Here is a 14,188-nt window from a genome sequence, read left to right as displayed (position 1 = left end):
GTGACAAATTCTACATGAAGGCCGTGACACCACAGAAATTGGCGAGTAATTGCGTAACACAGTCGTCATACTGCCGCCCATCGGCAGGCAGCACGCCGATCCGCCTTTCACTCCAAATCAGAGAGTCATCGCCATGCGCATCGGTGTGCCGAAAGAAATCAAGAACCACGAATACCGCGTGGGCCTCATCCCCTCGTCCGTGCAGGAACTAGTGCATCACGGCCACCAGGTGGTGGTGGAAACCGGCGCCGGCCTGGGCGCCGGCATCAGCGACGCCGACTACGTCGCGGCAGGCGCGACCATCGCGAACGGCCCCGATCCGATCTTTGCCGAAGCCGACATGATCGTGAAGGTGAAGGAGCCGCTATCGGTGGAGCGCAAGAAGCTCCGCAAGGGCCAGATCCTGTTCACCTACCTGCACCTCGCTCCCGACCTGGAGCAGACCAAGGACCTGATCGAATCCGGCGCCATCTGCGTCGCCTATGAAACGGTGACCGCCGCGAACGGCACGCTGCCGCTGCTGACGCCGATGTCCGAAGTGGCCGGCCGTCTCGCACCGCAGGTGGGCGCGCACTCGCTGGAGAAGGCGCAGGGTGGCCGCGGCGTGCTGCTGGGCGGCGTGCCCGGCGTGCCGGCGGCGGAAGTGGTGATCCTGGGCGGCGGCGTGTCCGGCACCCACGCGGCGACCATCGCCGTGGGCATGGGCGCCAAGGTCACCGTGGTCGACCGTTCGGCCGACGCGCTGAAGCGCCTCGCCGCGCAGTTCGGCACCGCGATCTCCACCGTGTTCTCCACCCGCGCCGCGATCGAGGAACTGGTGCGCCGCGCCGACCTGCTGATCGGCACCGTGCTGATCCCCGGCGCCGCCGCGCCGAAGCTGGTCACCCGCGACATGCTGAAGACCATGAAGCCGGGTTCGGTGATCGTGGACGTCGCCATCGACCAGGGCGGTTGCGTCGAGACCTCGCACGCCACCACCCATGCCGAGCCGACCTACGTGGTCGACGGCGTGGTGCACTACTGCGTGGCCAACATGCCGGGCGCCGTGGCGCGCACCTCCACCTTCGCGCTCAACAACGTCACTCTGCCCTTCGCGCTCTCGCTGGCCAACAACGGCTGGAAGAAGGCGCTGGCGCAGGACGCGCACCTGCGCAACGGCCTCAACGTGTGCGAAGGCAAGCTGACTTGCGAGCCGGTGGCCGAAGCGCACGGCCTGCCGTACGTGAAGGCGGAAACCGCGATCGGCATGTAAGGCCGGCATCCCGCTGCATCGATGCAGCGACGTGCGGCATCAAAAAGCAAAAGGCCACGCGAGCGCGTGGCCTTTTGCTTTCCGAGGCGCCTGACGATCAGCTGTCGCTGTGTCGCCCGATGACGATGATCTCGACGCGCCGATCCGGCGCCAGACAGGCGATCAGGGCGGCGCGGTCGTCCTGGCTGCAGTCGGTGGTCACCGGAGCCACCGAACCGCGGCCTTCCGCCACGATCAGGCGCGACGGCACGCCGTGCTGCATCAGGTATTCCATCACCGTGTAGGCACGCTTCTGCGACAGCCGGTCGTTGTGGTCGTCGCTGCCCAGGCGGTCGGTGTAGCCGATCACGTGCACCATGCCCAGTTCCTGGCCTTCGCCCGTGATCTGCGCGGCCAGCTTGTCCAGCTGCGTGCGACCGTCCGGCTTGATGTCTTCCAGGCTCGACTTGTCGAACGCAAACAGCGCATCGGCGGACAGGGTGAAGTGCTGCTCAGCCGCCGCAGCCACGGGCGCTGCGGGCGTCGCCTTCAGCATCTCGGCACACGACGCAGGCTTCCAGTAAAAGCTCTGCGCCAGCTTGGCGTCGTCGAACAGCACCTTGTACTGACATACCGTGTCGGGGTGATCCGCGGTGCGGAAGTGGAACAGGTAGTTCCACTCGCGCACGGCCACCACGCCTTCGCTGAAGTGCGGGAAGCCGATCAGCGCGGCGATCTGGTTCTTGCTCTCGCCGGCATGCACCTGGCGCAGGCTGTCCAGCGTGGGCCAGGTGCCGTTGGCGTGGATCGGCGTGGTGTCGCCGGGCTCTGGCCACACCAGCTCACCGGCGCTCTTGCCGTCGTTGGCTACCCGATGACTCACATTGCCGCAGCCCGACAGCACCAACAGCACCATCAAGACCGCCAGAACCATGAAGACCATCAGCAGGCACGTCGCCGCGGTCGATTTGCTGAATGTCGCTTTCATGTTGCCACCCTTTCTGTTGCGTGCCCCGCGCGTTGCGCCGGGGCATAGCTGTTCCTGTTCCCCGCATCCGGGCGCGACCGCGTCCGGATGTCCTTACCTCGCCCTTACCAGACCACCGCCGCGCCCACGCCCACCCCGGCGCCGCCACGCGTATCGCTGGAGGCATTGGCCTTGAAGATCAGGCGGCCGCTCTCGGAGATCGTGGATACGCCCACCGAAATCGCCGATTCGCCGTGGAAGTTGCCCAGGCCCACGCCGGCCGAGCTCTGGTTCGGCTGGTAGGCCTGCGGCACGTTGGCTGTCGCAATCGCCGACGCCACGCCTGCAAAGGCTTGGTGTCCCAGGTTGTTGACGGCCTGGTCGGTGTAGCTCTTCGACCAGTTCTGCACCGCCTGCATGCCCTGTTCCACTTGCCCCACGTTCGCCGCATCTGTCGGGGCCGTTCCCGGCGCCACGTTGTGGATGGCGGTGGGCGAGCCGTTCGGGTTCAGCGTGATGCTGTCGTAGTTGATGCTGCCGTCGGCGTTGGTGTCGTACTTCACGTTGCCGGCCTGCGCCGCCTGCAGCTGACTGACGTTCACTGCGTCGTTCGCCGCCGTGCCGGCCGCCACGTTGGTGATCTGCTGACCACCGGCGTTGACGCCCGACGTGGTCACGCTCGGGCCGTTGGCGATGGTCATGCCGGTCGAGCCGTACGTGGTGCTGTTGGTGCCGTCGTTCACCGTCACGCCGTTGGTGTTCACCGTCGTGTTGCCGGTCGTCACGCTGGTCAGCCCCGTCAGCACCGGGTTTACCCCGATGGCCACGTCCGCACCGTTCTGCGTGGTGACGATGTTGTTGCCGGCGGTGATCGTGGCTGTCGCCCCCGGCGCCACCTTGGCCACGCTGCTGCCGTTGGCCACGCCCGTGCCGGTGGCCGCGGTGGTCATGTTCCAGCCCGCGCTGGCCGTGGTGCTGACCGCGTTCAACGCGTCGTTGACGCTGGTGTAGGTGTTGCCACCTACGCTCAGGTTGGTGGTGAGTTGGCCCGTGGTGCTGTTGTACGTGCTACCACCGCCTAGACCCGCCGCCGTGCTGTTGCCCAGGTTGGTCACCGTGGTTCCCACCGCCGTGATCGCCTGGTTGGTGGCGTAGAGCTGGCTGCCGTTCACCGCATCGGTGCTGGTGGCCGTGACCTGGCCCGCCGCCACGTTGGTGACCTGGCGTTCGTTGCCGGCGCTGCCCACGCTCACCACGCCGGCCGGGGTGCCGCCCGCGTACTGGTAGGTGGTGCCGTTGATCGTGCCGCTGCCCGTCGGCACGGCGGCGGACGCCACCGTCGAGCCCTGGCCCAGAGCCACGTTGCTGCCTGTGGTGCCGGCTGCGATGCTCGCACCCTGGCCCAGCACGGTGGAGTTGGCCACGCCGTTGTCGGTGGCGTTGTTGCCCACCACGGTCGAGGCCACGCCCGTCGCGCTGGCACCGAAGCCGCCGGCCGTGGCGTTGGTGCCGGAGGCCACCGGGGCGGTCGTGGTGACCGAGTTGTCGGACTGGAACGGACCGGCCTTGCCGTTGGTGATGTTGGTGATGCTCTGGTTGGTGGCGTAGAGCTGCGAACCGTTCACCGCGTCGGTGCTGGTGGCGCTGACGTCGCCCGCCGCGACCTGGGTGATCTTCTGGTTGCCGGCGGCGATGCCGGCCACGGTCACGCTCGGACCGTTGGTGATGCTCAGGCCGTTCGCGCCGTAGGTCGTGCTGTTCGTGCCGTTGTTGACCGTCACACCACTGCTGTTCATCACCGTGTTGCCGGTGGTGACGCTGGTCGCCGTCAGGTTCGGATTGGTGTCGACCGTCAGGTTGCCGTTCGTGGCGTTCTGGCTCACCGTGATGTTGCCGCTTGCACCCGGCGACACGTCCACCGTCGCCCCCGGTTTGATGTTCACGCCGGTGCCACCGTTCGCCGACAGGTTCCAGCCCGCGTTCGCGGTATTGCTCACCGCGGTCAGTGCATCGTTGACGGTGGTGTACGTGTTGCCGCCCACGTTCAGCGAGGTGACCACCGTGCCCGTCGTCGAGTCATAGGTGCTGCCGCCGCCCAGCCCGGCCGCCACACTGTTGCCCAAGTTGGTCACCGTAGTTCCCACGGCCGTGATGGCCGTGTTCGCGGCATACAGCTGGCTGCCATTCACTGCATCCGTGCTGGTGCTGCTCACCTCGCCCGCCGCCACGTTGATGATCTGGCGTTCCGCACCCTTCGCGCCCACGCTCACCACGCCATTGGCTGCCGAGCCCGGACCGGCATAGGTGTAGGCCGTGCCGTTGATCGTGCCGCCCGTCACCGCGGTCGCTGCGCGATCCGTCGAAGCATTGCCCAGCACCACGCTGTTGTCCTGTGTGGTGGTGACTCCGTTGCCGACCACGAAGGTGTTGTTGTTGGCGACCGTGTTGTTGTTGCCCACCGAGTACGAGCCCGTGCCCGAGACCGTGCTCGGATCGCCGAACGCACCCGAGTTCGCACCCGACACCACGTTGCCGTTGCCCACCGAGATCGACGAGGCACTCGTCGCCTGCGCGCCATTGCCGATAGCGGTGCTGCCACTGCCGGAAGCCACCGCACCCACGCCAGCGGCCAGCGCGTTGGTGCCCGTGGCCCCGTTGTTGTTGTAGTTGCCGCCCTGCGTGCCGCCGTCGTTGACGCTGTAGTAGTGCGTCGTCGCCGCCGCCTGCGCCGCCTGCAACTGGCTCAGGTTCACCGCATCCGTGCTGCTCGTGCCGGCTGCCACGTTGGTGATCGTGTTGCCGCCGTTGTTCAAGCCCGTGTCGGTCAGGCTCACCGGATTGGTGCCACCGCTGACCGTCACGCCGCTGCTGTTCACCACCGTGTTGCCGGTGGTGACGCTCGTCGCCGTCAGATTCGGGTTCGTGTCGATCGTCAGGTTGCCGTTCGTGGCGTTCTGGCTCACGGCGATGTTGCCGCTGCTGCCTGGCGACACATCCACCGTCGCACCCGGTGCGATGTTCACGCCCGCCCCGCCGTTCGCCGACAGGCTCCAACCCTTGCTGGCCGTCGTATTGATGGCTGTCAGTGCGCTGTTGACGCTGTTGTAGGTGTTGCCGCCCACATTCAGCACTGTGGTCACTTGACCCGTGCTGCTGTTGTACGTGCTGCCGCCACCCAGTGCCGATGCCGTGGTGTTGCCCAGCTCGGTCACCGTGGTGCCAAGCGCTGTGATCGCCGTGTTCGCCGCGTACAACTGGCTGCCGTTCACCGCATCAGTGCTGCTGCTAGTCACCTGACCCGCCGCCACGTTGGTGATCTGGCGCGTGTTGCCGGCACTGCCCACGCTCACCACGCCATTGGGCGTTCCACCGGCATAGCTGTAGGTCGTGCCGTTGATGACGCCAGTCGCCGTCGGCACGGCCGCTGCGGCCACCGTCGAGCCCTGGCCCAGCGCCACGTTGCTGCCGGCGGTACCGCTCGCGATGCTTGCACCCTGGCCCAGCACCGTCGCATTCGCGTTGCCGTTGTCCGTCGCCTGGTTGCCCATCACCGTCGACGCCGCGCCCGTCGCGCTCGCTCCGAAGCCACCCGCCGCCGCGTTCGCACCCGACGACACCGGCTGTACCGCCGTCACCGACTGGTCCGACACGAACGGGCCAACCTTGCCGTTCGTCAGGTTGCTGATGTTCGTGGTGTTCGTCGCGATGTTCGAGGTGTTGGTCGCGATGTTGGTGGTGTTGGTGCTCACCTGCTGGTTCGTCGCGTACAGCTGCGAACCGTTCACCGCTTCCGTGCTGGTGCTGCTCAGGTTGCCAGGCGCCACGTTCGTCAGCGTCACCGGCGTGGTGCTGCCCACGCCGCCCAGCGTCACGCTGGTATGCGTGCTGTCGTCGTACTGCACCGCGTTGTTCAGGGTGTTCTTCGTCGCCGACGACAGGTCCACCGCGTAGTCGGTCACGTTGTTCGCGTTCGGCGTACCCGCTGTCACGTTCACCGCCGAGGAACCGGCCGAGACGCTGGCGCCATTGGCATTGACCGTATAGATGGTGTGGCCGTCCGCCGCCGTCGTTGTGCCCACGCTGGCCACATTGGTGCCCGCGACCACGGTCGAAGCCGCCGCCGCTTGCGCCGTCTGCAGCTGGCTCAAGTTCACCGCATCCGTGCTGCTCGTACCCGACGCCACGTTGGTGATCTGCGTGTTGCCCGCATTGATTCCCGTCGTCGTTACGCTTGGGCCGTTGGTGATGCTCATTCCCGTCGAGCTGTACGTCGTGCTGTTCGTGCCGTCGTTCACCGTCACGCCGCCGGTGTTCATCACCGTATTGCCGGTGGTGACACTCGTCGCCGTCAGGTTCGGGTTCGTGTCGATCGTCAGGTTGCCGTTCGTGGCGTTCTGGCTCACGGCGATGTTGCCGCTGCTGCCCGGCGACACATCCACCGTCGCACCCGGCGCGATGTTCACACCCGTGCCACCGTTCGCCGACAGGTTCCAGCCCTTGTTGGCCGTCGTGTTTGCCGACTGGATGGCCTGGTTCGTCGCATACAGCTGGCTGCCGTTCACCGCGTCCAGCGATGTCGAAGTCACCTGACCGGCCGCTACGTTTGTGAGCTGACGCGGCGCACTCGCCGTACCGATGCTCACCACGCCGTTGGGGGTTCCGCCGGCATAGCTGTAGGTCGTGCCGTTGATGACACCAGTCGCCGTCGGCACGGCCGCTGCGGCCACCGTCGAGCCCTGGCCCAGCGCCACGTTGCTGCCGGCGGTACCGCTCGCGATGCTTGCACCCTGGCCCAGCACCGTCGCATTCGCGTTGCCGTTGTCCGTCGCCTGGTTGCCCACCACCGTCGACGCCGCACCTGTCGCGCTCGCACCGAAGCCACCCGCCGCCGCGTTCGCACCCGACGACACCGGCTGTACCCCCGTCACCGACTGGTCCGACACGAACGGGCCGACCTTACCGTTCGTCAGGTTGCTGATGTTCGTGGTGTTCGTCGCGATGTTCGAGGTGTTGGTCGCGATGTTGGTGGTGTTGGTGCTCACCTGTTGGTTCGTTGCGTACAGCTGCGAACCGTTCACCGCATCCGTGCTGGTGCTGCTCAGGTTGCCCGGCGCCACGTTCGTCAGCGTTACCGGCGTGGTGCTGCCCACGCCACCCAGCGTCACGCTGGTATGCGTGCTGTCGTCGTACTGCACCGCATTGTTCAAGGTGTTCTTCGTCGCCGACGACAGGTCCACCGCGTAGTCGGTCACGTTGTTCGCGTTCGGCGTACCCGCTGTCACGTTCACCGCCGAGGAACCGGCCGAGACGCTGGCGCCATTGGCATTGACCGTATAGATGGTGTGGCCATCCGCCGCCGTCGTCGTGCCCACGCTGGCCACATTGGTGCCCGCGACGACCGTCGAGGCCGCCGCCGCCTGCGCCGCCTGCAGCTGGCTCAGGTTTACCGCGTCCGTGCTGCTCGTACCCGACGCCACGTTGGTGATCTGCGTGTTGCCCGCATTGATTCCCGTCGTCGTTACGCTCGGGCCGTTGGTAATGCTCATCCCTGTCGAGCTATACGTCGTGCTGTTAGTGCCGTCGCTCACCGTCACACCGCCGGTGTTCATCACCGTGTTGCCGGTGGTGACGCTCGTCGCCGTCAGATTCGGGTTCGTGTCGATCGTCAGGTTGCCGTTCGTGGCGTTCTGGCTCACGGCGATGTTGCCGCTGCTGCCCGGCGACACATCCACCGTCGCACCCGGCGCGATGTTCACACCCGTGCCACCGTTCGCCGACAGGTTCCAGCCCTTCGAGGCCGTCGTGTTGATGGCTGTCAGCGCGCTGTTGACGTTGTTATACGTGTTACCGCCTACGTTCAGCACAGTGGTCAACTGACCCGTGCTGCTGTTGTACGTGCTGCCGCCACCCAGCGCCGACGCCGTGGTGTTGCCCAGCTCGGTCACCGTGGTGCCCAGCGCCGTGATCGCCGTGTCCGCCGCATACAGTTGCGAACCGTTCACCACATCCGTGCTGGTGCCGCTCACCTCGCCCGCCGCTACGTTGATGATCTGGCGCTCTGCGCCCTTTGCACCCACGCTCACCACGCCATTGGCTGCCGAACCCTGACCGGCATAGGTGTAGGCCGTGCCATTGATCGTGTCGCCAGTCACCGTGGTCGCAGTGCGATCCGTTGAGGCATTGCCCAGCACCACGCTGTTGTCCTGCGTGGTGGTGACTCCGTTGCCGACCACGAAGGTGTTGTTGTTGGCAACCGTGTTGTTGTTGCCCACCGAGTACGAGCTGGTGCCCGACACTGTCGTGGGGCCACCGACCGCGCCTGAGGCATTTCCGCTGACGTTATTGTCGTTACCAATGGCAATGCTTTGCTGACCGCCGGCCGTATTGCCATAGCCTGCGGCCAAGGCGAACTTATTGCTGGCGGTATTGGCCGTGCCTATGACGGAAGCCTGGTCCCCTGAAGCCGTATTGCCACTGCCCACTGCCGTACCTTGCACGCCGCCAACAGTGTTCGTAACGCCGATGGCCACACCGCTTTCGCCAGAGGCTGTATTTTGGTTGCCAAGTGCAACACTGTAGTCGCCCGAAGCGGCGTTCTGATATCCAGTCGCAGTTGCGAAGATGCCGCCGGCAGTGGAATTCACCCCTGCTGCCAAGGCATTCGTGCCCGTGGCGCCATCATTGCTGTAATTGCTGCCGGTACCCGTGACCGTGGAGTTCACACTGTAGTAGTGCGTCGTCGCCGCTGCCTGTGCTGCCTGTAATTGGCTGAGGTTCACCGCGTCCGTTGCGTTCACACCGGCCGCCACGTTGGTGATCGTGTTGCCACCGTTGTTCAGGCCCGTGTCGGTCAGGCTCACCGGGTTGCTGCCACCGTTCACCGTCACGCCGCTGCTGTTCACCACCGCGTTGCCGGTGGTGACGCTCGTCGCCGTCAGGTTCGGATTGGTGTCGATCGTCAGGTTGCCGTTCGTGGCGTTCTGGCTCACGGCGATGTTGCCGCTGCTGCCAGGCGACACGTCGACCGTCGCACCCGGCGCAATGTTCACACCCGTTCCGCCGTTCGCCGACAGGTTCCAGCCCTTGCCTGCCGTCGTGTTCGCCGACTGGATGGCCTGGTTCGTCGCGTACAGCTGACTGCCGTTCACCGCGTCCAGCGAGGTCGAGGTCACCTGACCGGCCGCCACGTTCGTGAGCTGACGCGGTGCACTCGCTGTGCCAATGCTCACTACGCCGTTGGGGGTTCCACCGGCATAACTGTAGGTCGTGCCGTTGATGACGCCCGTCGCCGTCGGCACGGCCGCTGCAGCCACCGTCGAGCCCTGACCCAGCGCCACGTTGCTGCCGGCGGTACCGCTCGCGATGCTCGCGCCCTGGCCCAGCACCGTCGCATTCGCGTTGCCGTTGTCCGTCGCCTGGTTGCCCACCACCGTCGACGCCGCGCCCGTCGCGCTCGCACCGAAGCCACCCGCCGCCGCATTCGCGCCTGACGACACCGGCTGCACCGCCGTCACTGACTGGTCCGATACGAACGGGCCAACCTTGCCGTTCGTCAGGTTGCTGATGTTCGTGGTGTTCGTCGCGATGTTCGAGGTGTTGGTCGCGATGTTGGTGGTGTTGGTGTTTACCTGCTGGTTCGTCGCGTACAACTGGCTGCCGTTCACCGCTTGCGTGGAAGTCGCGGAGAGCGTGCCCGGCGCCACACCGGTGATGGTGTTGTTGCCGTTGTTCAAGCCGGCATTGCCCAGGCTCACGGTGCCGTTGGCGCCGCCACTGACTGTCACGCCAGCGTTGTTCATCACCGTGTTGCCCGCGGTCACGCTGGTCAGACCCGTCAGCACCGGGTTCAACCCGAACGCCACCGTCGTTCCGTTCTGCGTCGCGATCAGGTTGTTGCCCGCCGTGAACGTCGCCGTTGCACCCGGTGCCACATTCGCCACGCTCGTGTTGCTGGCCGTACCCGAACCCGTCGCCGCCGTCGTCACGTTCCAGCCTTCCGAGGCCGTCGTGTTCACCGCATTCAGCGCGTTGTTGACGGTGGTGTACGTGTTGCCACCCACGCTCAGGCTGGTGGTCACCGCGCCCGTGGTGCTGTTGTACGTACTGCCGCCACCCAGGCCATTGGCCACGCTGGTGCCGAGGTTGTTCACCGAAGTGCCCACGGCATACAGCTGGCTGCCGTTGATCGCATCCAGCGACGTCGACGACACCGTGCCCGCCGCCACGTTCTGGATCTGCCGCGGTGCGCTCGACGTGCCCACCGACACCACGCCCGTGGTATCGGAAGTGCCGGCCGGCGTACCGCCGTTGATCGTGTAGGGTCCGGTCGAAGGCGCCGATGTCGTCGAGTTCTGGCCCAGAGCCACATCGCCGGCATTCGTCGCCACCGCGCTTGAGCCCAGAGCCACGCCACCTGCTGCTTTCACACTGGCCGCATCGCCTTGCGCAATGCCGTAAGCACCATTCACCGAGGCGCCGCGGCCAATCGCAATACCGGACGTGCCTGCGGCCACAACGCTGGACTGGCCACCAATGGCAATAGCGTTCGTTGCAGCTGCACTCGAACCTGCTGTGCTATTTCCACCGATGGCAGTCGCACCTGCTGCCGAAGCATTGGCGGATGCGCCAATAGCCGAGGCATTCGCTGCCGAAGCTTTGGAGTTGTAACCAATCGCCTGGGACTGGCCGCCCGTGGCCGAGGTTTGATTGCCGATCGCTGTATCGTTGGCCACCGTGGCGGAACCAGACACACCCGCCACAGCAGTGCCACCGAGGGCCAACGAACCGGTGTTATAAGCATTGACTCCGTTACCGATGGCCACCGCCGACTGGCCAGCAGAATTGGCCGATTGGCCGATCGCCGTGGATTGGTTGCCGGACGCACTCGAACCGGCCGATCCCGCATGACCGCCGATAGCGACCGCATCGGTACCCGTGGCAGTTGCGTAGTCGCCAATTGCGGTTTCTGAGCCGAGCCCGATTGCCCTTGCATTGTTGCCAATCGCGGTTGGCGATGCACCCGAGGTGCCAGTGACGATCGACTGCGCGCTGTTGCCAATCGCTACGCCTCCATTCATGTTGGCGTTGGTGGAAGTCACCTGCGCGTAAGAGCCCATCGCGACGTCGCCTGCTCCACCCGTCGCAGTCGTACCAACGCCAATGGCGACGCTTGGTAGCGTGGCACCGGTCGGGGTGTTCGCCACCGCTTTATTTCCCAACGCTATGTCGCCGGCCATGGTGGCTGAAGCGCTCGAGCCGATGGCTATGGCGTTGCCTCCGACAGCGTTGGCGGTGTCTCCAAACGCCAAACCGCCGGCTGCCGACACCGTGCTGCTGTTACCCAGCGCCACCGAGCCTTGCCCGATGGCAGTGTTCGAGTTGCCAATCGCCACCGCGCCATTGGCGGCCGTGGTACCTGCAGTGTTGCCCGCCGCAGTGTCGTTCGCGCCCAACACCACGGCGCCCGTGCCGTTGGCTGTGTTCGGGTCGCCGATCGCCACCGCGCCGTTGCCGGTGGCTGTCTGTTTCATGCCGATCGCTACCGCACCGCCCGTCGACGAACCTGCATTGGCGGTCGTGCCCGACGAACCGATGGCCACGTTCTGGCCGGTCGCCCCACTCGAAACGCCATCGCCCTCGGCGATGCCGTAAGCACCGCTCACTGTCGCCCCGCGCCCAACCGCAACGCCTGAAGTGCCTGCGGCAGCCACAGAGGATTGGCCTCCGATGGCAATGGCATTCGTTGCCGCCGCCGTCGCGCTGCCGCTGGCATTGCCACCAAAAGCCAAGGCACCTGCCGCAGAAGCCTTGGCACTGGGGCCGAGTGCCATGGAATAGCCGCCGGTCGCCGTCGCCTGATAACCCAGCGCCGTGTCGTAGGTCACGCTGCCGCCGGACACACCGGCTACGGCGTTGGAACCAAAGGCGGAGTCGTAATTGTTGTAGGCGTTGGCGCTGGGGCCGATCGCCATGGTGTTCGTGCCGGCTGCATTCGCACTGGATCCAATAGCGGTGGAATTGGCGCCAGTCGCCTGTGCACTTGGGGCGATAGCAGTCGAGTTGCCACCGGTCGCCTTAGCACTGACACCGAATGCCGTGTCGTTAGTCAATGAGGCACTGCCGGATACGCCAGCCACAGCGCCACTGCCGAAGGCCGCATCGTTCGTGTTGTAGGCGAAGGTTTTGGAGCCAACGGCCATTGAACTGCCGCCCACTGCATTCGCACTTGGGCCAATGGCTGTGGAACTGCCGCCAATCGCCATCGCACTGGCACCAAATGCCGTATCGTTGGTCAACGAGGTGCTACCGGACACGCCTGCTACAGCGCTATTGCCGAAAGCTGCGTCATTGGTGTTCCAGGCGTTGGCGCTGGGACCGACTGCCATCGAACTGCCTCCAGCCGCATTCGCGCTGGTACCGAAAGCCGTCGCATTGCCGCCCGTCGCCAGCGCGCTGGTCCCTACCGCCATGTCGTTGGTCAGCGTGGTGCTGCCGCTAACACCGGCGACGGAACTCTTGCCGAAAGCAAAATCATTGCTGTTGTTGGCCGTCGCACTGTCACCTTCAGCAATGCCGTAAGTACCGTTGACCGTGGCACCACGACCGATGGCCACACCCGAGGTGGCAGCCGATGCCACGTTGGTTTGTCCGCCGATGGCGACTGCATTGGTCCCCGCCGCGATGGCACCTGCCGTGCCATTGCCGCCGATCGCAATAGCGCCCGTGCCGCTGGCCTGCGTATAAGTGGCCGCGCTCGTGCCTCCATTGCCGATAGCCACGGCAAAGCTCTGGCTGGCTTTGGCAGACACGCCGAAAGCCGTTGACTCGACACCCGAGGCCTGAGCATTGGGGCCGATCGCGAAAGATGCGTCTGCCGTCGCATTCGCACCGGTACCTATAGCAATCGATGCAAAGCCGCCTGCACTGGCCTGCGTACCGATGGCGATATCGAACACACCTGTCTGGGTGAACGTCCCTTGATTGGGGAGGGGATTGTTATACGTACCTCCCGCCGTCGCCTGCATGCCCAGGGCTATGGAAGCATCGCCAGCCGTAGGGGCGTAGTAGACGCCCGGCGCAATCGCCGTGCTTCCTGTGAGAGCGGTGTAAAGGGTAGCGTTCGCCGTCGAACCCGCCGCATACGTTTTCCCATTGATGGTGGCGGCTTTCGCATAGGCTGTAGCCGATACGGCGTCCACGTCATCGCCACCTACCGCAATGCTGGAATTGCCATAGGCCATGGCGTCGTTGCCGAGCGCAGTGGATTGATCGCCCATGGCCCCGGCATACGCCCCCAAGGCAATGGACTGACCGTTGCCGCCGTAGCTCTTGCCGGCATAGACGCCTCCCCCGGTTGCCGTACGCGTGGCGGCGTAGGCGCCTTGCCCGATTGCCGTGTTTCCGTTGCCGCTAGAGCCGCTGTTGGCGTATGCAGTGCTGCCGATGGCGATATCGGTGACATTGCTAGCGGTGTTGCCAGTGCCGCAGACCATGCCATTACCAATGCCGGTGCCGGTGCAGTTGAACGTCGCAGCTACGGCCTTATCGGTCCAGATTGCATATCCGGAAAACAGCAGGGCCGTGACCACCAGTTTGAAAGTCGTCGAACTGATCGCTGTGTGTGCTTGGCCCGTGGTTTTGCCCCCGCTGCTGCTCGTGGCAAGCTCCGACGCCACTACCAGCTGCCCCAGGGACTTGTTCCACACCTTGCTATGAATTTTGTTCATGACCTGCTCCAGAAATTTCGCGACCGCAGATACAGCAAGGGCCCGCATAGAGATTTCCCATGCGAGCCCCAATCGAATCGGCCAAATCGTTTGTATGCTGCCGAGACCCTTGACGCCCCTTGTGGCACGCAGCCTCAGGCGTGATGCCCCCGTTCCAGATCGCTGTTCCAAGTCGCTGCGCAAGCCGAAATCGCCGCGCAGACTGAAATGAACCCGGCAAGGTTCTCCCAGGGGGTAGGAGACGTACCTTGCCGCCGACGCTGA

At 65.3% G+C, this 14,188-nt stretch carries 3 protein-coding genes; 1 reads left to right on the top strand and 2 read right to left on the bottom strand.

The features are described 5' to 3' along the window. Positions 1–133 precede the first annotated feature (133 nt). Complete coding sequence (gene ald / locus IHE46_RS04320; protein WP_192163396.1) at positions 134–1,252, top strand: alanine dehydrogenase; 1,119 nt, start codon at positions 134–136, stop codon at positions 1,250–1,252. A 97-nt stretch (positions 1,253–1,349) separates the two neighbouring features. Here ald and IHE46_RS04315 read toward each other — a convergent pair whose 3' ends face one another. Both IHE46_RS04315 and IHE46_RS04310 read right to left on the bottom strand, forming a co-directional pair. Beyond that, a complete protein-coding gene (locus IHE46_RS04315; RefSeq protein ID WP_225562793.1) occupies positions 1,350–2,219 on the bottom strand; it encodes an OmpA family protein in 870 nt (289 codons plus the stop codon). Positions 2,220–2,323: 104 nt separating this feature from the next. After that, complete coding sequence (locus IHE46_RS04310) at positions 2,324–13,924, bottom strand: ESPR-type extended signal peptide-containing protein (RefSeq protein ID WP_192163395.1); 11,601 nt, start codon at positions 13,922–13,924, stop codon at positions 2,324–2,326. Positions 13,925–14,188: the final 264 nt, after the last annotated feature.

Origin of the sequence: Rhodanobacter sp. DHG33 (genome assembly GCF_014843005.1) — a bacterium.
In the GTDB taxonomy this organism is placed as follows: Bacteria; Pseudomonadota; Gammaproteobacteria; order Xanthomonadales; family Rhodanobacteraceae; genus Rhodanobacter_A.
The sequence above is the reverse complement of the archived record's forward strand: the minus strand, read 5'-3'. Positions and strand labels throughout refer to the sequence as shown.